The organism is Paenibacillus sp. J22R67, from assembly GCF_059692175.1.
Genome location: NZ_JCAUAX010000001.1, coordinates 1102775 through 1126705 on the forward strand (window position 1 = coordinate 1102775; position 23931 = coordinate 1126705).

Here is a 23931-nt window from a genome sequence, read left to right on the forward strand (position 1 = left end):
GCTTCAACCCATGAAGATGGGTCACGTTAATTTTTGATACAAATGATCCATATAACGCCAACGTGCTGTATAGTAATACACCACTTGGATGATAGCGAAAGCCGCAAATATCGTAATCGCCCCTTTTACAACACTAAAATCTACTAGCTGCTGCAGAGCAGTGAACGCGACTGTGCTGTGCAGGATAGCCATCAGCAGCGGAATAAAGAACATAACCCTGAATTGACGGGTTACAATCGTCTTCAGCTCCGAACGGCTTAATCCTAGATTTGCCATTAACTGAAACTGTTTCTGATCCCGGTCTAAATCTGAATAAAGCCGCAAGTACAGGAAGCTAGCCGCAAACGTGAAGAAGACGACGCCTACCAGAACACTAATAATCAGCAAAATGCCGTTCTTCTGCTTCGCTTCAAGCCACTCTAGAACAAGAGGCTGTGTCAGAAAGTACTTGCCTTCCTCACGATCCTCCCCAACCGATTGAACCAATTGTTTGGAGATCTCCTTGCTCTCTTCCCAATTATTCAAAGCAAACGTATAATACCTCCGTTCTCCAAGCTCATCAAATGGCACTTTATTATAGAAGGAATCGGTAACCACCGTGAGATTTCCCCTTAAGATTGTAGGTGTTACGAGATACGGCACATACTTTTTCATATCCAAAACGTAGCTGTTTTCCCTTAATAAAACTTCTTTCGTTCGGGGCATGTCTTTATGCTTGGCAATGTCATTTTTTTCCTCGATTGTGGAGGGTACGCCCAGCGCCTTTTGGTCATTCTCCAATGTTTCTGACGGATAACCCAGCGCTTTGGCCAGCTGATTATAATCACTAAGTTTGAGAAGCGTCATTCCTTCTGAGTACTTCGGCGTAATCAAGATTCTATCATAAGGGAATTGTCCTTCTTTCAATGCTTTCTCGATAGCGGCAACATTCGAGGTCTCCTTGCTGTGTCCCGCCTGAGTCACATACGTAAAGGCAAAGGGATTGGTCATTTGCGACAAGCCCGGATTGCCAAGCGCTAAGCACACTCCAATGCCGGTGAAAGCTACAGCAGACACAATGGTCACCATAAAGAACATGCTCGCATTATCACGGACACGGTAGGCTAATTCGGAGATCGTAATCAGGTTTACTTTTTTATAAAATAGCCGTTCCTGCTTCTTGTAAGCCTGAATGAGGAACACACTAAGCTGTGTGAATAAGAAATATGTCCCCGCTATCGTAAATAATACCCCTAAGGATAAGAGCACTAAGGAAAAGATTCGCTCGATTACGAAGTAAAAAACCAGACTATATCCAATACCGATCAACACGATTGCTAACAGCGACAAGCCTGTGGACGCCTTGGGCTCCTCTTTTGGTTTCTCTTCGGATTGAAACAAATCAACTAGTTGACCTGTTCGCACCAACCGAGTTGTGACTAATGAAACCAGCAGGAACAGGAGCAAGAACGCTCCGGCTGTGGTCCACATGGCTTTGTCCGGGAAATAAAAGGATAGTCCCTTTTTAATCGCCAAAATATGGGCACTTAGCAACAAGATGAGCTTCGTAAAGACGAGTCCGCTAGCAATTCCAGCAACGATAGAAGCTAGTCCAATCATCATATTTTCGGTAAAAATAAGGCCATTTTGCTGCCGCGGCGACATGCCGTGAATCATCAGGATGCCGAATTCCTTCTTCCTTGTCTTTAAGTACGAGCTGACGGAGTACAGCAGGAACAGAAAGGAGAAAATAAAGATTAAATACTGGGATACTTTCAATCCAATTGTACTCAAATGTCCGATCGTTTCACTCGTTGATGCGAGTTCCCCTTGCAGGTCCGGATGGAACAACAGCATCGCATAGATAAAAAAGATCATCACGGCAAATGCGCCGCTCAAAAAATGGGCCACATATATTCTTTTATTCCGTAAAATGTTATGAAAAGCGATTTGCCGAAATGTCATGCCCATGCCCTCCTAACAGTGAAAGGACATTCACGATTTTCTGATAAAAGGCTTCCCGGCTATCTCCACAATGGATCTCATGATACAACATGCCATCTTTAATAAAAACGACGCGATTGCAATAGCTCGCAGCCACGGCATCATGCGTGACAAGCATCATCGTTGCTTCTTGTTCCCGATTTAACGTTGTCAGCACACCCATGACATCGCGGGCAGCTTTGGAATCCAGATTCCCCGTCGGCTCATCAGCAAGAATTAATTTGGGCTGATGGAGCAGCGCTCGGCCAATGGCAGTGCGTTGTGCCTGGCCTCCCGAAATCTCGTACGTGCGTTTGTTCAAAATATGCTCGATCCCCAGCCTTGCGGCCATGCGCTCAACTCGCTCGTTAATTTCCAGGTGGCCAATCCCGTCCAGTGCTAGGGGAAGCACCATGTTTTCCTTGACCGTCAAGGTAGGAAGCAGATTAAAGAACTGAAAAATAAAGCCAAGCTCACGCCGCCTGAACAAGGCCAGCTGATTAGGGGATAGCAGATGCGGCTGTTGTCCATGAATAAGCACTTGTCCCGAAGTAGGGGCATCTATCGTGGAAATAACATTCAACAGCGTTGTTTTCCCGCTTCCCGAAGGTCCCATAATGCCAACAAACTCGCCTTTGTTTATGGTCAAATCAATACTTTTCAGCGCTTCATAGGAGACTTTTCCCATGTATGTTTTATTCAGATCCGTCACTTTTAGAATTTCCATGTGCACTCATCTCCTTTTCTCTAGTAGTAGTGTAATCCAGCGTTCCCCTTTCTCCTATCGACTATCCTTTCAGTTACCTAACAGCTTTGTAAGGTTCAAAAAAAGGATGAAAAGCATCGCCCCGTCATCCCTTCCGAATCGCATAAGGAAACGCAATCGTTACGGTCGTTCCTTTTCCCTCTTCAGATTGTATCTCTATCTTGTGATTCAACTTATCGATAACTTCCTTTACGACATATAAGCCCATACCCGTAGACTCCTTGAATCTTCGACCATTCTCTCCCGTGAAAAAAGGCCGAAACACGCGGTTAATATCCGATTGTGGAATACCTACTCCACGATCCTGAATCTCCAAATGCACCGTACGATCAGCTGCGGAAGTCGAAATCGTCACTTTCTTGTGGCTGCCTGCTGAGTACTTGATCGCATTGGATAACACTTGCTGGATAATAAAACGCAGCCACTTGGCATCTGTTTGAACAGTCAGATTGGGATCTACCAGCATTTCGGGGTATACCTGACTGCGGATGAAAAGCCTTTTGTAGTCCGTAATAACCTCGTTAATGACATCCGATAACGTAACGACATCCACGCTGAAGTCTTGCGCAAATGTTTCCAGCCTTGACATGTAGAGCACCATCTCTAATCCCTGGCGCAGCCGTTCGGACTCTTCCGATATACTATCTAGACGCTCATCATCCTCATCTTGGGTAATTAGTTCAATCACCGAAAGTGGCGTTTTCATCTGATGAACCCACTGGTTCATGAAAGAGACATGTTTCTCTTGCTTGCGTTCCCAGTTTTTCATGTCCAGCTGGTAATGCCCGTATTGGTTATCCATCAGCTGCTTCAAAGCCTGGGAAATGGCAGACGAATCTGCGATTGGGAAAGAAGGATAACTCTCTTCATTAGACTGAGATAAGCGTTCATACATGCGGCGATGACGAATATATTGAAGTAACATATACACAAGCATAAAAACGATGCCCAAAAATCCCGCATACAAGGCCGTTGCGGGATGTTGATAGCCATCCAACCAATCAACAAACAGGACCACGAACAACTGGACAAGCGTGAAACATACGAACATGACATGTTCACGGAGAAACAGCTTCATAATCCTCTTTCTTCCTTCCAGATTGGATTAAGCCGATACCCTGATCCTCGAACCGTTTCCAGTGCATCCGGGATACCAAGTTCGGTTAACTTCTTACGGATTCTCGTCATATTTACACTAAGCGTATTCTCATCTACGAACGTAACATTATCCCAAAGCTTGTCCAGAATCGTCTCTCGACTGACCAGCCGCGGACTGCGTTCAAGCAAAACTTCCATTAAGATGACCTCTTTCTTGGTCAACGTCACCTTCTGGTCGGTTAAATGCAGCTCCATCCGCTCCGGATACAGCACTAACCCATCCTGTGCAACCACTCGTTCTTCCATCTTAGGCGCATAATCGCCATATACACGTCGCAGATGGCTGCGGATCTTGGCCATGAAGACCTCATGATGGAACGGTTTTGTCATATAATCATCGGCTCCATGCTCAAGCGCCATCACCTGATCCATTTTATCGCTTCGTGCGGATAGGAAAATGATCGGGCATATGGAGATGGAGCGGATTTGACGACACCAGTAGTACCCATCGTAACTGGGTAAATTGATATCAAGAACGACAATATGAGGGCCAATTTCCTTAAACTGCTCTAGCACATGTTCAAAATCACGGACAACAATGCCCGTGTCGCCATATTTTTGAATATGGAATTGAAGCATCTCTGCAATTTTCGAGTCATCTTCAACGATCATAATCTTATACATCTAAGCATCTCCATTCCCTGAAATTCTACAACATTTGGGCAGAAAGCAAAAGGAGCCCGCAAACTCGCGCAGCTCCGCTCACTTCCATGCCTATCATTACACCGTCTGACAGCGGCGAAACTCGCCAGGTGTTTCTCCGGTTATTTTCTTGAACATCCTTATGAATGAGGTGCCGTTGCGGTAGCCGATCTGTTCCCCGATATTCTGAATGCTGAGATTAGAGCCGACAAGCAGCTCCTTGGCCTTCTGAATCCGCACTCGATTCATATGGTCACTGAAATTTGCCCCCGTCTTCTCTTTAATGTAGACGGACAAGTAAGCACTGGACATATCCAGTGACTCCGCGATGAAATCTAATGAAATGTCCTCTGAATATTGGGTCTCCATCGTTTTCATCACAAAAGCGATAACTTCGTCTTTCTCCTCCTTCTTCCTACGTACCCACTCCGCATAAATAGGAATCAGCGAGTCGAAGATTTGCTGAAACTCCATCAAGGTAAAGCTGAACTCCAATTGCTTTCGCAGACTTAAGACCTGGTTCCTGACCGCGCTATCCGCTTCATTTTGCTCCACTGATTTCACGATACGGGAAGCCCATCCCTCACTGAAATGGCGAAACTGCGCCAATGTCGCCTGACTTCGCTCCATCGCATCAAGCATCCGATGGATGGCAAGCAGGCACATCTTTTCGTTGCCTGCTTGCAGGTGAGCGTGCATCTCCTGCTCCTGTTCCGTTGTAAAAACAAATAAGAAGGCAACCGACTCCTGCTTGAAGATAATTTGTGTTTCATCCAGCGGACGTGCCTGCTTGAGCATGCCCGATACCTGCTCATAGGCCATGTTCAGCTCGACGCTCCGTTCGAAAACAGAGCTGACTGCCATCATCATCAGACAGGTTTGACGGTCTTTATCCAGTGTCTCCTTGACCTGCTGAAGCGCTTCCGTCAACCGGTCCGTTTGATCCTGCCCGAAAACAACTGAGATAATCTGATCGTTCTCAATCTGGAACGTATAGGCATTCAGCCCATACTCGGAAAGGACAATTTCAATGTATTCGCCGATATAACGTTTGATATCCTCGCCGAGTCTTTCCATACTTCTTGCATTTAACTGATACAGAACCAGCGTGAACGGCCCTTCCGCCTGGGCAAATTCGCGCAGCTCCGTGATGCCCACATGCAGAGATTTTAGCTTAGCGATATAGCCATAATTAGTCAGCAGGGAATTACTATTTTTCAACTCGTCATGAATTCTTGTCCGCTCTTCCGACAGTTTGTCGATATGATGGCTAATCGTTTCAAACTCATAAATGGTGGAGTCCATCCGTAGATGTTGATCTTCCGGATGCTGCAAAGAGGCGATAATCCGTTTCACTGGTGACTGGAGACGTCGACTGAACCAGTAAGACATGACCATAGCAATGGCTATGGAAATCAACAAAACGATAATCTGAGTCACCCTAAGCTTCGAGATCTGTGCTGCAATGTTCGCATACGGAACTACGGTTACGTAACGAAGATGGTTTTCCAAGTCCTCATGGACAAAGAAATAGTTGTTATCGAATAGCTTATAGGAGTCGCCGGGTGCAAAAACTGGCATTGCTTCAATAGATGCCGATGAATGGGAACGATAGAGATTCTCGCCTTCCTCGGTTTGAATGATAAACGGGACATCTCCCATCAGCGTCTGATTCAACTTGTCTGCATCTAACATAGCGATTAATTCATAATTCGCACCGGGCAGCTTAAACGAGAACGGAATGTAAGTTTTCTGCTCCTTACTGAAGTTATCTAATGGATAATCCTTCGCTGGGTGCAAGAAATAGTTCCTTGGGCGCTCAAATTCCTTCTCCCAGTAAGCCAAATCATACGGTGGATGAAAGTTCGGCTCGACATCCAGAGCGACTTCCGTACTGCTGCCTTCCTTGTCCGCCATGAATAGATTCGAGCGATATAACACCATAAGGTTGTCTAAGTAAAATAAAGGATTCCCAGCCGTTTCCCGCAGCTTTCGCACCATATCGACTACCAAATAATAATTGGCGTCTCCGTTTTCGTTGGCAAGCAGCTGCGCATTAAATTTGGTAATTGAATTATCATGATACATCTGGAAAAGTACGGTTCTCAGACGGTTTAAATGGCTGTTGTAATTTTCCGCAGCCTGAGTCAGCATACGCTCGTTATACCGAATGATCTCCTGCTTGATATTCTGCTGAAAAAATGAAAATAACACAAAATTAAAAACGGATAACAGCGTAATAATTGTCAAAAAGCTGATAAATATCCGAACGAGAAACGATTTGCTTTTCTGATTCAAGAGTTCCATGATGCCCCTCCTTACCCACTAAATCTCATATGTTCAATGCTAGCAGGTCGTAAAAGCAACAAGCAACACCTTTACAAAACCTTATCATCCTCATCTTAAAGTCACCAAAACCACGTATCCGTAAGGAGTTAGCCTATTTCTCTCCCTGAAGAATCAAAGAATCTGTCAATTGCCTAAAAAAGAGTCAATTTCATTTCTACCGCTCACCGTCTATGATCAACCTTGAAAATGAAGAAAGGAGGTGTGACTCTTGGAGCAAACAATACCGGGCGGTAAGGCGTATCCGAAGAAAAAAACTACTGGACAGAGCTGGGGAAAACATTGGAAGGAAGTTAGGCGAAATTGGGATTTATATATGTTGCTCTTTCCAGTGGTTGCTTTCTTCATCCTTTTTGAATATGTGCCTATGTACGGATTGCAGATTGCTTTCAAACAGTACTTCGTGACCAAAGGAATTTGGGGGAGCCCCTGGATCGGCTTCGATCATTTCAAGCGCTTTTTTGAAAGCTTCTATTTCGGGAGAATTCTAACCAATACGTTGTCCATCGGGGTTTATCAGATCGTCGCAGGCTTTCCTGTCCCCATAGTATTGGCGCTGATGGTCAATGAGATCAGGCGAAAAAAATATCAGAAATGGATTCAGACCATTCTGTACGCCCCTCATTTTCTCTCTACTGTAATCGTAGTTGGGTTAATGATGATCTTCCTATCGCACGAAAACGGCCTCGTCAATCATGTTCTTGTTTGGATGGGCTTTAAACCGATTGCCTTTTTGACGAATCCAGGCTGGTTCAAAAGCATGTACGTGACTTCCGGCATCTGGCAGCAAATGGGCTGGAATTCCATCATCTATCTCGCTGCCTTGGCTGGCATCGATCCCCATCTGCATGAGTCCGCACAAATGGACGGCGCTGGCCGACTTCGGCGTATCTGGCATATTAATTTGCCAGGTCTAAGACCGACCATCATTATTTTACTCATTCTGAATATGGGTACGGTACTCGGCGTCGGATTCGAGAAAATTTACTTACTGCAAAACGCTCTGAATATGCAGGCTTCCGACGTCATCTCCACGCATGTGTACCGAAGCGGAATACTCGGAGCGGAGTATGGTTTCTCTGCGGCAGTCGGCCTGTTTAACTCGTTGATCAATTTCGTGATGCTGGTTGTGGTGAACGCCATCGCCCGCAAAGTAAGTGAGACCAGCCTATGGTAAGGAGACAATCGATGAATCAAAGCTGGATGGACCGAATTTTTATCATATTGGTATATTGTTTTTTGTTATTTGTGGTGCTAATCGTGCTCTACCCTTTGTATTTTGTGCTGATTGCCTCCTTCAGCAGCCCACAGCTGGTCCTGAATGGAGATATCTGGATTTGGCCGAAGGATCTATCTTGGAGAGGTTATGAGAAGTTGTTTCAAAACAAGGAGATCATGCAAGGCTACGGCAATACGATTCTGTATACAGTTAGCGGGACAGCTATCAATGTTGCGCTTACCGTAGCAGCGGCTTTCCCTCTATCTCGGCGTAATTTGATCGGCAGACATTGGATCTCGGGTTTCATGGTGTTCACCATGTTCTTCAGCGGTGGACTGATCCCGACTTATCTATTAATGAAGCAGCTCGGGCTGCTGAATAGTTACTGGGTCATGGTTCTTCCAGGCGCAGTTTCCGTATGGAACATTATGCTGATGCGTACTTTTTTTCAGAACGGACTGCCCTTTGAGCTGCAGGAAGCCGCAGCCATTGACGGTTGCTCGAATCTACGAATTTTATGGCGTATTGTGCTTCCTCTATCAGCGCCTATTTTGGCTGTTATGGTACTCTTTTATAGTGTCGGGCACTGGAACGCTTACTTCAATGCGTTGATCTATTTGTCAGATCGGGATAAGTACCCGCTCCAGCTTATTTTACGAGAGATTCTCGTACAGGGAGAGACCAAGGATATGGTTGACGTATCTGAAGGATCCCTGTCGAGTTCCGTGCTAGATGTAGAATCCATCAAGTATGCTATTGTAATTGTAGCGAATTTGCCCATTCTCATTTTATATCCGTTCCTGCAAAAATATTTTAATAAAGGCGTGATGGTCGGCGCCCTCAAAGGATAATATGATATCGGAGGTAGTTTCATTATGAAAGCAACCAAAACGACAGCCTTAGCCATATCCGCCATACTTACTTTTGGAGTTATTAGTGGCTGCGGAGACGCAGAAAATAAAGGAAATACAGCCAAATCGGATGAAAAACCAGCACAGAATCTGAATGCCACCGGTTTTCCGATTGTGAATGAGAAGCTTCAACTCAAATTGTTTACGGGCAAATCCCCGCAGAATGGCAATAAATTTGAAGATACGACCGTTTGGAAAGAGTATGCCAAGATGTCTAACATCGATGCTGAGTTCCAGCTGATTCCTTTTGAAAGTCTGACAGAGAAACGAAATCTGGCGCTGGCGAGCGGCGATTATCCCGATGCTTTCTATTCCGCGAGGGTGCCTGTCTCTGACCTGATGAAATACGGCAACCAAGGCGTCTTTCTCAAGTTGAATGATTTGATCGAGAAGAATGCGCCTAACTTCAAGAAGCTTTTGGACAAGTATCCTGATCTGAAAAAGGGATTGACCATGCCGGACGGCGGTATCTATTCCTTGCCATCCTTCTATAGTCCCGAATTCCTGCCTATGCTTATCGGCACACCGCTTTGGATAAACAAGAACTGGTTGGATAAGCTTAATATGAAGGAACCTGAAACGACAGAGGAATTTTATACGTATTTGAAGGCTGTCAAAGATTCAGATATGAATGGTAATGGTCAAAAGGACGAAGTCCCTTTAAGCGGAATGTTCGGTATCCAAACGATACAACGCTACATCGGCGGCGGATGGGGCTTCGGAAATCGCGGCGCAGTTGCTCACCCTTACGTGGACGTAGATCCAGCTTCCAACAATTTAAGGTTCTACCGGACCGCTCCACAATACAAAGAAGTGCTGCAGTATATGAACAAGCTATATTCCGAGGGACTAATTGATAAGGAAATCTTCACGTTGAAGGACACGGCGCTTTATGCCAAAGGCGAGAAAGGTCTACTAGGATCGGCATTCGTCCCTCATCCCCAAGCCGTTATGAATCAGAAGGGGTATGTAGGTCTTGGTGCGTTTAAAGGTCCTCATGGGGATCAGTTGTATGTATCCGTGAAAAATCCTATCGCATGGCCAGGAGCCTTCGTCATGACTGATAAAAACAAGAATCCGGAAGCCACGCTCCGCTGGATGGATTACTTCTATGGCGATGAAGGAGCTACCTTCTATTTCATGGGACAAAAAGATGCCACTTATACCCAAAAATCAGACGGTAAGCTCGAATTTACAGACGAAGTGAAAAATAATCCAAACGGACTGACCCTAGATCAGGCGGTTGCCAAATTTACAACATGGCCTGGAGGCAGTTATCCGGGATATGTCCAGGAGAAATATTTCAAAGGTTCTGAAAGTCTGCCGGAATCCGTCGAGGCGGGTAAAAAAGCCTCCAAAAACCTCATCAAAGAAATGTGGTACAGCTTTAACTTTACAGAAGAGGAAACGGCATTTATGAGTTCCAAAGGTGCTGACATCCAGAAATTCATTACCGAAACCGAAGCTAATCTAATTAACGGCACAGCTTCCTTCGACGACTGGGACAAGTATGTGGCTAGTGTAGATAAAATGGGCGTAGCCCAATATATGTCCATCTATAAAGCAGCTTACGAGAGATATTCCGGTGGAACCCGCTAGAAGATAACTAAATATTCATCACAAATAAAATCCCAACGATATCGTGGGATTTTATTTATTTGTGCAAGGCCTTTTTTTTCCTTATTTTAACAATATAAGTCGTTTGTCCAAGCAAGCAGGTTATTGCCTGCATTAACTAGTTGAGAATATAAATATGGGAGGTATTTAGCTATGGCCTGTAATACCAATGCATCTGCAACTGCTTTAACTTGCTGTTCGGATAAAACCTTTGTTCAGGATAAGGTATGTACACCATGGAGTGGCACCGTTGTAGCCACTGATGTGCTACTTACGGTATTTACAAATAACATTAATCAAAATATTGTCGGAACGGGCTATTTGCAATATGACGTTGGACCTGCTGATATTACGTTTGATCTGCTGAATAGTGCAGGAGTTGCCATGATTACTCCAATCACAATTTCTCCTGGATCGAGTCTATCTTTTACTTATCGACGTTTCGGTTCTATCCGTTTAACTTTGCCTGGCGCAACCCTTGGCACCTATCAAGGAGAGTTTTGCATAACAACTCGTTATCCAGTCCAATAAAAGGTACAAAAGGAGGGACACCTGTATATGTGTGATACAGCACTTAGTTGTTGCACGGATAAAATATTTGTGCAGGATAAAGTATGCACGAATTGGCTGTTTACTGCCGCAGATACACAAACCATTTTTTCAGATAATATCTCCAGTATCATTAATGGAACAGGGTATGTGAAATTTGAAACGGGCACCGCTGCTACCGTACTTACCGTTAACTTTTTCAAAATAGGAATCGTCGCTCCCATTCAAACGCTTCTCATTCCTGTAGGAGGAAGTGCAGCTTTCACTGTTGGGCGATTTGATAGTATTTCGTTCACATCTGCTGGAGCTGCGCAAGGCGAATTTTGTATAACCGTACGTTATAACCTATAAAACCTACTTATTCCTCGCTATGGCAATCGGATTCCGCGGGAACCTGCAGCGTTGTTGAAATGACATATTTCCCTTCCACATACGTCATCTCCGTAGCTTGCACAGATATAAATATGGATTTGGTTCCCTGTCCTATAAAATTGATTGTACTGCCTGGTGGTACAGACAGTATTTTACTTTCTGTACCATCAACCTTCACCTCTATTGCTTGTGTGCTGCTTGAACTCGAAAATATACTGATCTGGGCAATCGTGATATTGGAGTCAACATCCGTTTCCCATATATAGAATCCAGACTGCTGTCCTTGTATTAATATATTTCCACAGCACTCTTTATCAACAACCAAATTGGAGGCGCCTTTCGTTGGTGGATCTATAGTTGGCACTTTAATTGGATATGCCCAAGGAATTGTTTTTTGGCCTTTGCAATGTTTCGGAGGGCAGCGAAAAATGAGCGAAGGTCTCCTTTTGGGCATTTTATTTTTACCACATCGTGTACGCAGTTTGTAGGTTCGTTTTCGTTTGTTTTTCAAACGGCATGTGTATTTAACCCTAAACGCAATTTTCAAAGATATGATAATTTTCTTCTTGTTGCCCTTTCCCCTTTTCAGCATCATCCCCCCTCCCTTCAGATGTTTTATTTCAGATGCATACTTGATATTAGATGTAGTTAATCCGCACATGGTCCTTCATTAAAAAAGAAATTTTTCCAAAAATTAGGTAATCTCATGAACAGACCAAACTACACCATTCGAACCACCATTTCCAACGTTTAAATTGATCGTCAAACCGTTCGCATTATAGAAAAGTCCAATAACATCTCCTGCTGAAAGTAAAACCTCGCCCGCTAATGTGATATTTCCATTTCCCAAAACAACCCTCAAACTTAAGACTAAGACCACGTTCACATTTAATACGGGTAAAAGCCCGCTCACCAAATTCGTTACTGTTGGCGACGTACGTTGAACGACAAAAAAAGGATTGATGCCTGCGCCAAGACTTACGGCAACAGCAGCTGTAGTAGTGTAATTGATTGTCGCCAGTATTGTATATCTCCCCGTAACCGGAATCGTAAAATTTCCTGTAACTGCATTAAAATTAGCGTGACCATAATAAGGATTCGCTGTCGACCAGTTCGTAAGCTGTGAGCTCGCAGACACAGAAACTGTGGACAAAAACGCCGAGAACCCAACAGCCGCGAAGTTTGGCCCTGTCTCTCCCGTGGCTCCTGTTGCTCCTGTTGCTCCCGTTGCTCCTGTTGCTCCCGTTGCTCCCGTCGCTCCCGCCGCTCCTGTCACTCCCGTGGCTCCCGTTGCTCCTGTCGCTCCTGTTGCTCCCGTTGCTCCCGCGGTTCCCGTGGCTCCCGTGGCTCCCGCGGTTCCCGTGGCTCCCGTGGCTCCCGTGGCTCCCGTCACTCCCGTCGCTCCCGTGGCTCCCGTGGCTCCTGTCGCTCCCGTCACTCCCGTGGCTCCCGTGGCTCCCGTTGGCCCCGTTGCTCCCGCCGCTCCCGTTGCTCCCGTCACTCCCGTGGCTCCCGTTGGCCCCGTTGCTCCCGTGGCTCCCGCGGCTCCTGTCGCTCCTGTTGCTCCCGTTGCTCCCGCGGTTCCCGTGGCTCCCGTGGCTCCCGCGGCTCCTGTTGCACCCGTTGCTCCCGTTGCACCCGTCGCTCCCGTTGCTCCCGTCACTCCCGTCGCTCCCGTGGCTCCCGTTGCTCCTGTCGCTCCTGTTGCTCCCGTTGCTCCCGTGGCTCCCGCGGTTCCCGTGGCTCCCGTGGCTCCCGCGGCTCCTGTTGCACCCGTTGCTCCCGTTGCACCCGTCGCTCCCGTCTCGCCAGTAGACCCAGTAGCCCCAGTCGGACCAGTCACTCCTTTCTTCTTCGAAATTCCATCGCAGCTCAACGTGCCAGAACTTGAGCAACTTGAACAAGTGGAATAGGAGGATTCTACGAATGCCTTCTTACATCTCGAGCAGCTATATGACATCTCTAGCAGCCCCTCTCTTTATGCCAATTGCATTTTACATATAGACAGAACAACTCTATTACTAGTAAATGCATCCCTCCTAGCTAATGCTTGTACGTTAGCCTTAATCCATAGCTAAATAGGACCAAGGTTCTGTCAGCAGACAGAACCTTGATCCCTATATTAATGTAGAAACTATACATATATTACATCGGTAGATTGAAACCGGTAATCGTTTTGGTTTCCAGACAATCTTCCAAACCATAAACACCGTATTCACGACCGATACCGGAATGCTTGAATCCGCCGAAAGGAGCTTTCATTTCGAAGCCTGCCCCGTTGATAAGCACCACACCTGCTTGGATACGGGACGCCAACTCGCTAGCTTTCTCCAGATTCGCAGTGCTGATATAAGCACCTAAACCGTAATCCGTGTTATTGGCCATAGTAACAGCTTCTTCCTCGGTTTTAAACGTCAGAATTGAAAGTACCGGTCCGAAAATCTCTTCCTTCGCGATCGTCATTTCTTCTGTTACGTTAGCAAACACCGTCGGTTTGACAAAGTTCCCCTGTTCTAGCCCCTGTGGCTGACCTTCACCACCAATCACCAACTCCGCGCCTTCATGAATACCCGTGAAAATGTAATGCTGAACTTGATTGTATTGTTTCTCTGTGACGAGCGGCCCAAGCAGCGTATCGGCTTCGGATGGAAGACCAACTTTCATCGACTCTACAGCTTCACGTGCAAGTTTCTTAACTTCTTCCAATCGGTGCTCTGGAACAAATAATCTTGTGCCGGCCACGCAAGCTTGCCCATTATTCGTGTAGCATGATCTGACAGCGGCAGGGATTGCTTTGGTAAAATCCGCATCGTCGAGTACGATATTGGGAGATTTGCCACCAAGCTCTAAAGTGACGCGCTTCATGGAGTCTACTGTAGCTCTGCGAATTTCTTTTCCTACCCGTGTTGAGCCGGTAAAATTAATCATTGCCACATCCGGATTGCGCGTCAACTCGGCGCCTACCGTTGCACCAAGGCCATTCACGACGTTGATCACACCAGCTGGAATGTCCGCTGCATGGAAGCATTCAGTTAGCAGTTGAGTTTGTAGCGCGCTTAATTCACTAGGCTTAATCACAACCGTGCATCCCGCCGCTATCGCTGCACCTAGTTTTGCCGTAATCTGCGAATAACTTGCATTCCAAGGTGTGATAATTCCGATTACGCCTACAGGCTCGGCAACAACTTTGGCTTTGCCTATCATGTGGACAAACTCGAACTGTTCCAGCGCCTCTTTGCTATCCATCAAGTTTGCCGCAGCCAGTTTTACCCGACCGGTTGCTGCCATTCTAGGAGCACCGTATTCCAGGATGTTAGCTTCCGCCAGCTCGTCAATCCGATCCAAGATTGCGTCGTTCAAACGCTGCAGCATCGCGGATCTTTCCTGCACAGAAGTTCTAGAGAAGGAAGAGAATGCTGCTTTGGCTGCCGCAATTGCAAGTTTAGTATCCTCTTCATTTCCTAGCGTTACACGACCAAAAACTTTTCTTGTAGAGGGGTCGACCAGATCCAGCATATCCGTACCATTCGGAGCTATGAACTTTCCGTTTATATAAATGTTATCCATATTTCTCATAACAGACACCTTCTTTGTGTAGTTTTTGTTGCTTTAAGAAACGGATTGCACAGCTGCGTTTTTCCGGTTTCGAGCAAGCGGCCAGTAGGTGACAGCCGTAACAGCCAAAGCTGCAGCTATCGCCATAAACACATCACGAGTTGAATCCGTATGAAGCAGCAGTTCTACTCCTTTTACGAATAAAGGACTGAGGAATTGGCAGGCATAGACACAAGCAAGCATCAGTGAAATTGCGGTTGTTAAGCTAAGTTTAGGTACAACTTCCGCTGTTTTAATGAATGACAGTGGGAACAACATGCCTTCTGCCAAGCCAATCATGAACACTGAAAGTGCTACCGTCCATACCGTGTGCGCCGAACCGAGAAGCAAGAAACCTCCGGCCATCAGGGCTAGATCCAGCGGGACAAGCAGTTTTTTTAACATGCTGCTTAAACGGGTCACCGCAAGCCCTCCGACGAAAACGCCAACTAGAGCGAAAGCGGTCAAATAACCTACCGAAGCTATACTGCCAATGCCGTTATTAGACAGAAATAACGAAAGGTTCGTCGGAATCAAAGTAAACATCATCGAATGAAGCCCAGCCGCGGCAGCAACCGCAAAGAAAAACTTCGGCAGCTTTACGGTTCCTTTCGCCATTTGTTCCACCTGGATCGGTGGAAACTTGGGAAGAAATGCGATCACCAAGATAAATAACAAAGCGGCATACAGATAGGTTAAAAATACGTCTCTCCAACCAAATGATGCGATAATTCCACCAAAAGATAGGAAAATTGCCCCACCGATGCCATTGATTGAAGTCTGTATACCGTTCATTCGCGATCGTTCTTTGCCCTGGAAGTTCTCCGCAATCAAAGCGTTGAACGTTGGCGAGATGAGCCCGATACTGAGACCCAAGATCGCCCTACATACTAATATCATTTCAAATGAGTTCATGAAAGCTGGGCCAACGCCGCCTATGATATACAGCAACAAACCTGCAATTAAGATATTTTTCCGGGAAAAACGTCTGCCGAGATTCCCAGCCATGAATAAGGTTGGCAAAATAAATAGCGATGAAATGGTGACAACCCATTGCACTAACAGCGCGTTGGTACCGGGGAAAGCCACCGCCAGTGGTTTAACTGCTGGCGCGGCCATCATCGTTCCGAAGGTCGTAGTAACTGCCATCGATAATAAAGCAATTCTTGCGCTTAGCTTCATTGATGTACCCTCTTTCTGACTTTATGTGACCAATCAGTCTATGGGCAAACTTATTGCTCTTCAAACTCGTCATACATGCGCGATACTTCTGGATCTAGCTCTTTGGATTCAAAATCAGTAGACTGGCTAAGCTTCTGCCAGCGTTTCGTTTCCGCTAACTTGCCTTGGTCCACGGCGTTTGCGATAGCTACTGCATCGCTTCCCAGTAACAATCGAAGCGGCGGATTTTCCTCATTCACGATCGCAATGATTGCTTGTGCTGCTTTATCCGGATCGCCGTTCTCTTTCCCTGTTGTATCACGAAGATGTGCAAGCAGGCCGCCGACTGTGGCTTGGTATTCATCACGAGGCGAGATATGCTGCATGGAAGAGCCTGCCCAATCGGTACGGAAACCGCCCGGTTCGATCAATGTGACCTTCAGTCCAAGCGGCCCTACCTCTTTGGACAACACTTCGGAGAAACCTTCTACTGCCCACTTTGCCGTTTGATACGGTGCAAGACCTGGTGCACCTGTACGTCCGCCAATCGAAGAAAATTGGACAATATGGCCATGGCCTTGTTCTCTCAACAGCGGTAGAGCGGCTTTCGTTACGTTGATGACACCCCAGAGATTCGTTTCGACTTGAGCACGGAAATCTTCCATCGACGTTTCTTCAATAGAAGAAACATTTCCGTAGCCTGCATTATTAACAAGGACGTCCAGCCGTCCGAACGCTTCGAATGCGGCCAGTATAGCTGCTTCAGCCTGCTCGTATCGATTTACATCTAACTGTACGATGCGAACTTGATTGCCATAACGTGCTGCAAGATCGGCAATCTGCTCCGTGTTGCGAGCTGTAGCGACTAGTTGATCTCCTTTAGCCAATACCGCTTCTGCAAGACTGCGACCAAAACCGCGTGAACTTCCTGTAATCAACCAAACTTTAGACATATAATTTTGCCTCCTCGATTTGTGCGTGGAATGTTTGTTCCATAGTTAATATACTCCCTCGACAATCGCAGGTCAAGATATTTCGGAATTTTTATTCCAAATAAAATATGGAAGTATGCATTTTAAGCTCAGTATCTATGAAATATGCATCTAATCAAGGTTAATACACACATTTTCAGCCTACAAAACGTTCTTTATGTTGGAATTATAATTCCAATTTACAAACCAGACATTAATCATTCTAATATAAATTGGAATTTTAATTCTAATAAGTGAATAAAACAAAAAAACAGCCCGCGAGACCCTAAAGTCCCAAAGACTGTTTTTCAAACGAGTATTGCCTTCCAACAACTCTCCAGAATTTGTTGAATCTGGAGCTCATTCATCGGATATTTCCGTACATAATATCCTTTCAGAATAGAAGCTATCATCCCATGGATGAGCTGGTGACATAAATGAGAATCCATTTCTTTGATGATCCCCATCTTTTGACCCTCGACAATCAATGAAATAATGACATCTCGGGAGTTCTGGGCATCGTCCATCGCGCGCAACTCAGGTGAGATATACGGCGAATAGGAAAAACTGTCGATAAACATGAATTCCTTTGGACAATGAATGCCGAACTGCAGTCTATTTAACTGAAGGCACCTAAAACGCTCATACAAGCTCGCTTCAGGATTATAGTCCTTTAGCAGGTATTCCCCCATCAGCATCCGTGCTTCTTTATACACCGCATTAACCAGTTCTTCTTTATTTGCAAAATAGTTATACATCGTGCCAGACCCTACGTTTGCTCGCTTAAATATTTTGGAGAAGGTAACTGACTGAAGTCCCTCTTCATCAATTAAGTCGAGCGTCGCAGCCATAATGTCCTTTTTCTTGCTCATGTGATCCACCTCTTGGCACTAACATTAGTACGATCCCGAGGTTGATGTCAAGTATACACGACCTTATTCCGTAGAGGGCTCAAAAGTTTTGACGACTTCATAGCTGCCCGGTTCAAACGTAGCTATCTTCATTGCTTCCTGTAAATAGGGAAGAGGTTTCGGGTCATTTCTCATTGCTTGGTAATGCTCCGCACTTTGCCACTGCGCATACATCGTAACTTTAGTGCCTTCTGTTCCCCGATGGAGGCTGCAAGAAATAAATCCTGGCGCATAGCGAACAGAGACATCTGTTGCACTAGTGAGTAAGTCGATTAGACGTTCTTGATTTTTCGGTTCCACTGTGAACACATTAATAAAAGTAAGAATGTTATTATTCGCGGATATCAGTGTCATGAAGTTAACTCCTCCTTTATTTATTTATTCTCGCGTATCTTCCCCTATTTTAATCGAATAATTTCAAAATATTTTCCTTTATGATTCCGCATGATACCAGAAACTTCTCTTTCTCATCCGCTGCCAGATTCAACTCCACGATTTCCTGAATGCCCCCTTTCCCAATAACCGCAGGAACCCCGATGCAGATATCTTTCTGCTGGTACTCGCCATTTAATATTGCTGAAACGGCTATTATTTTATGCTCATCATTCAATATCGAGCGTGTGATGTAAGCTAGTGCATTGCTGATTCCGAATTGAGTATTCCCTTTGCGGCTAAGTATTTCCCAACCTGAATTTTTGGTATTATCCTCTAGCCTTTGCAGATTAACATCTTTGAAGCGTTCGCTATGATCATGCAAAATTTGCAGAATCGGTTTTCCACCGACTGTTACATGAGACCAGGCTACAAACTGAGAATCTCCATGTTCGCCCAATGTGTAACCTTGAACACTCCGCGGATCAATTGCAAATACTTCAGACACTAATGTCTTCATTCGTGAGGTGTCAATAGATGTTCCTGTTCCGATAACACGCTCTCGCGGCAACCCAGATACTTCCCGAACGTAATAAGTGATGATATCTACTGGATTAGCTACGACTACAAAAATACCGTTAAACCCGCTGTTCATAATCTGTTTCACAATATTTTCAGTTGTAGCTTTGGCATCTGCTAACAGCTCTAGCCTAGATAGAGATGATTTCGGGTAACTTCCTGCTGTTAAAATAATGACATCCCGATCGGAGCAGTCTTTCAGATGACCCGCGGATACCTTCGTTCTCGTCGTAGTAAATTCCATACAGTGTGACAAATCGAGCGCATGAGCTAAGGCTTTATCATAAGTGCGGTCTATAATCATAATTTCATCACATATCGACTGATTAATCATGGAGTAGGCGCAGCCGGAACCAACCATGCCAGCACCGACAATAGCAACTTTTCTAGTTCCATTCCCCATCCTATAACCTCCACTTGAAAGGCTTTTCATCTAATATACTATCATTTCACCATTGTTTAATTTATAGCCTTATGAGTAATATTATTCATAATTGTCTGCTATATCCATAGTGTCTGGTAAAAAAGAAAAGCTATAAGGAATCAAATCCTTATAGCTTGCTTTTTTTATGTATTTTTTGTGGTCACACGCTAATCTCTATTCCATTCAAAGGCCTTGAGTCATTTGCTTCCCTGTCTTTTTGTCGTTCCCCCTCAAACGCTCAACTGACGGAGAAATTCGAGTACACGTTGCATTAGCAACGCCGCCGCGTCAGGGTCATAAGAAGGCAAACTGCTGTCAGCGAAGCAGTGCCCATCGCCTGGGTACAGAAAGAGTTCGACATGATTGACCGAAGCCACAAGCTCACGAGCGGCTTCCATGTCGCCGTCGTCAACGAAATACGGATCAGCATCCATGCTATGAATCTGTGCCGGTAGATCCGCTGGCCAGGGTGATCCGAACATGGAGGTTGGAACACAGGAGTAAAACATCAAAGCGCCAATAGCTCCTTCCCGAGTCTGGGCGAGCTTCTGGGCAGAGAGTACGCCTAACGAAAATCCGGCATAGACGATGTCTTTTGGTAGCTCATTTGCCACACGTTCGCCCCGCTCCATCATCTCTTCGAACCCCATCTCTTTGACATAGGCCAAACCGTCCTGGATTGTGGGGAACAAACGACCTTCGAAAAGGTCAGGAACATGTACAGTGTGCCCCTCTTTTCTAAGCTCCTCAGCAAAGATGTGAATACCTTGGGTCAGTCCTAGCGCATGATGAAATATAAGAACCTCGGCCATCTTTCATCTCCTCCTTCGCAGTATCTGTTACTTCTTAGTCGGAATCACCGTTCTCAAAACATCCTCCAAGTAATCCCTTCCGATTCTTGGCGTTGTTAAATTCCCGCTGTGAGGCTTAATATGCGCCCCAGAGCCGTATGGATGTTCCACACTTTGTACAGCACCTGGGTGATAATGAACCACAAACTCCCCTCGCTCTGTACCTACATTATCATAGATTTTACATTCACGTTCGTAGGTATTGTTACCGGGGAGAAGATAGGAAGCACTAACAGTCACCGTATATCCCTGATCCGTCATCAACACGCAAAGCGTATTTACCCAATGATTGAATTTCGTATCGCGATTGAAGATAGAGAGCCTTTTCCCATAGATAAAGTTCGTAAACTGCAATGCTGTTCTGCCATTTGCCAAGGTGCCTATTTCATGAATTAATATATCTTGATTCCAGCGCATGCGAGCCGTCAACGTTAAACAGGTTTGCAGGTCAGCTGCGGAAGCAGCTTTAGGACGCAGCGTGCGAAGAACGTGACATTTCGTGTTCGCACCGTCGGGTGTCACAGTAATCAACTGGCTAATCTGAACTGGTGTATAGTGAACCAACAGGTGCGAATAATCCGCAGCAAATTGCGGATCACAATAGACAAGCCGATCCGGCCTAAAGGCAAGCTGCTTCATATGAAGCACAGGTACATTATCCGTGTGAAGCATCCCCAGCAACTGCAAGCAAAAATCGTTGGCCGCGAAGCTAATCAGCTCGTCACACGTTATTTGCGTAAGCAGGATGTTCAGGGTGGCTAGCGGAAGCTCACTCGTACAGAGATTCAAATGCTGCAATTTCACGCCATCATGAGCGATAAAGTTCAGCAGATTAGGAGCTTGCTGTACCATTTGAACGATTTTCTCAGCCGTCTTGAAGTTATGATCGCATAAATCTAACGCAGCAAGAGCTGCAGGGTCATAATTCGTCAGTTGGAAAAAAGCTAAGTATTCATTTCGCCGCTTCTCATAGGCCTCAGGGCCGATCACCTTAATAACGTGCTCTTCCGCTTCTTGCGCCCTATGATCAATCAGCTCGAATATTCCTTGCGTGAATTTATTCTCATCTTTTTCTAGATGATCTTCAATCTCGGATTTTTTGGAAGGTTTCTCTAAATCCTTCTTCTGGTTTCTTGTTAAATTGTTCATCGCCTTCTCGCGACCGATTTTCGAAACTTTTTCCTTCTGACGTTTAGAACTATCCTGAACCTTTTGAAATTCTTTCTCTCTGACGCTTTCGGCATACGTCTCGGAACCTACAACGGCTTCCAATGCAAATTCGATTTTATAATCAAATTCCTTCGCTAATTCGATAATTCCTTGCGCTTCACTTAGTGTAGGTGACTCATCTACTACTTTTACTACCCAGCTTAATGCCTCTTTATTTCCCTCCAAATCTTTGTGGTATCGAGTGATAAAGTCAAACTGAGAGAGGGTCAAAGGCGGAATCGGCAGCTCAAGCAGTATCGTCAGCCATGCCAGTTCTTTTTCCGTCTCGCCGGCATGAAACATGAGTTTTTTCAAAATATCCATAGGGATTGGTGAATTACTGGCCCAACGTTTGAGGAAATCGCGCTGTATTTGCAGCAAACCGTCCGATGGTGTGAGGGGCTCATCGCGCTCATCCTCCACCTTACGCACATAGTCGATAACAAGATCCTCCAGTTGCTCCCAGCCTTTGTCCTGCGCCTTCTCCAGCAGCCTCTTAGCTGCTGCAAATAAGGAGCTATTCGATAAGTCCCAAGATTTGAATTGTTCAATGGCAGCCATTTCACTTTCGCTTTGTGCATATTCGATTCGTTCCTGCAAATCCTCCCAGCCATTCTGGATAGCTATCTGCAATAATTGCTTCACTTCACGAGCATGTTCACTAAAAACAGTACCTTCTTCCCAATCCTCGAAATAAATGATTGCTTCTTCCTCGCTTTTGAACTTAGGCATCAATTGAACATGCATAGTTCCTGGGTTCGTCTGAACACCCTGCGAAGACTGGGGACGTACTTGATTTCGAACAAGCTGGGTGACTGCACGATTACCAATCGTGGACTGCAAGCCCATAATGCCCCGAATACCTCCCATCATAGGAGCAAAAGCTTCAGATTGCTGCTGTTGTGTCTGAGTCTCTGTTGGCCTCGTTGATTCTTTGCGCGATCCACGAGATTCATTCGCGTGCACCAATGGACGGGTCATACAGTCCCCCTTCTTCAAGCTGCTGGGATTAATTTATGCCTGAGAATTTCCAAAAATAGGTTGACTTTATACTTCTATTCAGCCAATTGGAAATCCTCTTAGCGAACCCCACCGTCTTTCCCCCCATGAAATTATTGATAAACCAATTACTAATGTGCCTGAGAAACCTTGCTCTCCTGTAATGCCACTATAGTGGAAGTTATACCTTGTTTGAACGGCGTCGCTACGATAGATCCGATGTACCGTTTGTATTTTTCACCGCTTAACTCCAGTGGCTCCTCGGTTAAATAAAGCATCTCGACAATTTCTTTCATCACAGGGACTCCCATGCCAATCAACGATAATCCTAATTTTTTCAACGGAATGACCGGTTTAGCGAAGCCACTTGCCGATTGGGCAATCCGCACGATCTCGCGCCCTGAAATAAGACCACTGCCTGGTATATTCCAATTCTGTCCATAAGCGCAGTCCTTGCCTGCCAGTTCAGCAACCATCGCAGCTGCGTCCGGCAAATAGACATATTCACGGGGGACTTTCATGTTGCCGATGAAAAAAGCCATTTTACCAGCAGCGATCGCTTCCAGCGTTGAGCCTAAATACGAGGCTTCATTGGCCGTAGGTCCATAATAATCTGGCAAGCGAACAATCATGACTTGTACATGGCTCCACCGTTTGCTAAACAGCATCCTTTCATAGTCCAGTCTGACTTTTCCTTTAATGGTATGAGGTTGTTTGGGATGCTCCTCAGTGACAAGCACCGTCTGTCTTCTCCCATAAGGATAGATCCCATCGATGGCTACGACTTTTATCGCAAGCCGCTCCGCGGCCTCCATCACAGATTCGCCCAGTGGAATCAGTTTGCTTACCATCTCGTGATAAGCTACGTTCGCGCAGTGGAACATTACGTCAGCATCTCCAGCTTGGGCCACTATATCCTCAGGACGCATTGCATCTCCTACAGAAAGAGTCAAGTGCATCGGATTGCCAAGCTTTCTGGCTAACTGTTCTAATTTCTGGCGAGAACGTCCAAATGCAATGGTTTCTACACCTCTTTTGACAAGTTCCTGTGTGATTGCTGCTCCCGTGCCGCCCGTTGCTCCTATTACAATCGCTTTTTTCATTTGATTAGCCCCATTCTTTTTTGTGATTGGTCAATCACTAACTTGGATTTATCTTAACATCCAGTTATTGATTAGTCAATCATAAATTAGTAAAAAAGAGACCCACAGCAACGGGCTGAGGGTCTAAAGTTTATATTTTAAAGGGGGGTCGAGATTTATTATAGGCTTACTTTATTAATGGCACATGAATTTAAAATTTCAATTCTGTTACAATC

General features: G+C 45.5%; 21 protein-coding genes. 5 read left to right on the forward strand and 16 right to left on the reverse strand.

Going from position 1 to position 23931, the window contains the following annotated elements:
• Nucleotides 1–21: 21 nt before the first annotated feature.
• The 5 genes from AC58VC_RS04955 to AC58VC_RS04975 form a co-directional block, all read right to left on the reverse strand.
• Nucleotides 22–1944, reverse strand: a complete 1923-nt coding sequence (locus AC58VC_RS04955; protein WP_497367697.1) for an ABC transporter permease — start codon at nucleotides 1942–1944, stop codon at nucleotides 22–24.
• Nucleotides 1916–2689, reverse strand: coding sequence for an ABC transporter ATP-binding protein (locus AC58VC_RS04960; RefSeq protein WP_497367698.1), 774 nt, complete (start codon nucleotides 2687–2689; stop codon nucleotides 1916–1918). Before AC58VC_RS04960 ends, AC58VC_RS04955 begins: the two co-directional genes overlap by 29 nt.
• A gap of 124 nt (nucleotides 2690–2813) precedes the next feature.
• Nucleotides 2814–3806, reverse strand: coding sequence for a sensor histidine kinase (locus AC58VC_RS04965; RefSeq protein WP_497367699.1), 993 nt, complete (start codon nucleotides 3804–3806; stop codon nucleotides 2814–2816).
• Nucleotides 3803–4510: a response regulator transcription factor gene (locus tag AC58VC_RS04970; RefSeq protein WP_497367700.1), complete on the reverse strand. Its 708-nt coding sequence runs from the start codon at nucleotides 4508–4510 to the stop codon at nucleotides 3803–3805. Before AC58VC_RS04970 ends, AC58VC_RS04965 begins: the two co-directional genes overlap by 4 nt.
• A 96-nt stretch (nucleotides 4511–4606) precedes the next feature.
• On the reverse strand, nucleotides 4607–6835 hold the full coding sequence (locus AC58VC_RS04975) for an AraC family transcriptional regulator (RefSeq protein WP_497367701.1): 2229 nt from the start codon (nucleotides 6833–6835) through the stop codon (nucleotides 4607–4609).
• Nucleotides 6836–7190: 355 nt separating this feature from the next.
• On the opposite strand from AC58VC_RS04975, the gene AC58VC_RS04980 reads away from it, so the two are divergent.
• From AC58VC_RS04980 to AC58VC_RS05000, 5 genes are all read left to right on the forward strand, one after another.
• On the forward strand, nucleotides 7191–8051 hold the full coding sequence (locus AC58VC_RS04980; RefSeq protein WP_497367911.1) for an ABC transporter permease: 861 nt from the start codon (nucleotides 7191–7193) through the stop codon (nucleotides 8049–8051).
• 11 nt (nucleotides 8052–8062) lie between these two features.
• Nucleotides 8063–8944, forward strand: coding sequence for a carbohydrate ABC transporter permease (locus AC58VC_RS04985; RefSeq protein ID WP_497367702.1), 882 nt, complete (start codon nucleotides 8063–8065; stop codon nucleotides 8942–8944).
• Nucleotides 8945–8968: 24 nt separating this feature from the next.
• On the forward strand, nucleotides 8969–10603 hold the full coding sequence (locus AC58VC_RS04990; protein WP_497367703.1) for a type 2 periplasmic-binding domain-containing protein: 1635 nt from the start codon (nucleotides 8969–8971) through the stop codon (nucleotides 10601–10603).
• 171 nt (nucleotides 10604–10774) lie between these two features.
• Nucleotides 10775–11152, forward strand: coding sequence for a DUF3992 domain-containing protein (locus tag AC58VC_RS04995; protein WP_497367704.1), 378 nt, complete (start codon nucleotides 10775–10777; stop codon nucleotides 11150–11152).
• Between the two features lie 27 nt (nucleotides 11153–11179).
• The gene (locus AC58VC_RS05000; RefSeq protein ID WP_497367705.1) at nucleotides 11180–11521 is read left to right on the forward strand and encodes a DUF3992 domain-containing protein; all 342 of its coding nucleotides are present in this window, start codon (nucleotides 11180–11182) and stop codon (nucleotides 11519–11521) included.
• A gap of 7 nt (nucleotides 11522–11528) precedes the next feature.
• On the opposite strand, the gene AC58VC_RS05005 is transcribed toward AC58VC_RS05000, so the two are convergent.
• The 11 genes from AC58VC_RS05005 to AC58VC_RS05055 all read right to left on the reverse strand — a co-directional run bounded on the left by AC58VC_RS05005 (nucleotide 11529) and on the right by AC58VC_RS05055 (nucleotide 23716).
• Nucleotides 11529–12134 (reverse strand): S-Ena type endospore appendage, encoded by a 606-nt coding sequence (locus AC58VC_RS05005; RefSeq protein ID WP_497367706.1) that lies wholly within the window; start codon nucleotides 12132–12134, stop codon nucleotides 11529–11531.
• A 102-nt stretch (nucleotides 12135–12236) separates the two neighbouring features.
• Complete coding sequence (locus tag AC58VC_RS05010) at nucleotides 12237–13385, reverse strand: hypothetical protein (RefSeq protein WP_497367707.1); 1149 nt, start codon at nucleotides 13383–13385, stop codon at nucleotides 12237–12239.
• Nucleotides 13386–13687: 302 nt separating this feature from the next.
• Nucleotides 13688–15118: an aldehyde dehydrogenase family protein gene (locus tag AC58VC_RS05015; protein ID WP_497367708.1), complete on the reverse strand. Its 1431-nt coding sequence runs from the start codon at nucleotides 15116–15118 to the stop codon at nucleotides 13688–13690.
• 33 nt (nucleotides 15119–15151) lie between these two features.
• Nucleotides 15152–16318, reverse strand: a complete 1167-nt coding sequence (locus AC58VC_RS05020) for an MFS transporter (protein ID WP_497367709.1) — start codon at nucleotides 16316–16318, stop codon at nucleotides 15152–15154.
• A 50-nt stretch (nucleotides 16319–16368) separates the two neighbouring features.
• Nucleotides 16369–17250, reverse strand: coding sequence for an oxidoreductase (locus tag AC58VC_RS05025; RefSeq protein WP_497367710.1), 882 nt, complete (start codon nucleotides 17248–17250; stop codon nucleotides 16369–16371).
• Nucleotides 17251–17576: 326 nt separating this feature from the next.
• Nucleotides 17577–18140 (reverse strand): TetR/AcrR family transcriptional regulator, encoded by a 564-nt coding sequence (locus tag AC58VC_RS05030; RefSeq protein ID WP_497367711.1) that lies wholly within the window; start codon nucleotides 18138–18140, stop codon nucleotides 17577–17579.
• Between the two features lie 63 nt (nucleotides 18141–18203).
• Nucleotides 18204–18533: an antibiotic biosynthesis monooxygenase family protein gene (locus tag AC58VC_RS05035; RefSeq protein ID WP_497367712.1), complete on the reverse strand. Its 330-nt coding sequence runs from the start codon at nucleotides 18531–18533 to the stop codon at nucleotides 18204–18206.
• A 49-nt stretch (nucleotides 18534–18582) separates the two neighbouring features.
• On the reverse strand, nucleotides 18583–19533 hold the full coding sequence (locus tag AC58VC_RS05040) for an L-lactate dehydrogenase (RefSeq protein ID WP_497367713.1): 951 nt from the start codon (nucleotides 19531–19533) through the stop codon (nucleotides 18583–18585).
• A gap of 251 nt (nucleotides 19534–19784) precedes the next feature.
• Nucleotides 19785–20366 (reverse strand): dienelactone hydrolase family protein, encoded by a 582-nt coding sequence (locus tag AC58VC_RS05045; RefSeq protein WP_497367714.1) that lies wholly within the window; start codon nucleotides 20364–20366, stop codon nucleotides 19785–19787.
• Nucleotides 20367–20393: 27 nt separating this feature from the next.
• Nucleotides 20394–22595 (reverse strand): hypothetical protein, encoded by a 2202-nt coding sequence (locus tag AC58VC_RS05050; protein ID WP_497367715.1) that lies wholly within the window; start codon nucleotides 22593–22595, stop codon nucleotides 20394–20396.
• Nucleotides 22596–22744: 149 nt separating this feature from the next.
• Nucleotides 22745–23716 carry an SDR family NAD(P)-dependent oxidoreductase gene (locus AC58VC_RS05055; protein WP_497367716.1) on the reverse strand — a complete coding sequence of 324 codons (972 nt, stop codon included), beginning with the start codon at nucleotides 23714–23716 and terminating at the stop codon, nucleotides 22745–22747.
• Nucleotides 23717–23931: the final 215 nt, after the last annotated feature.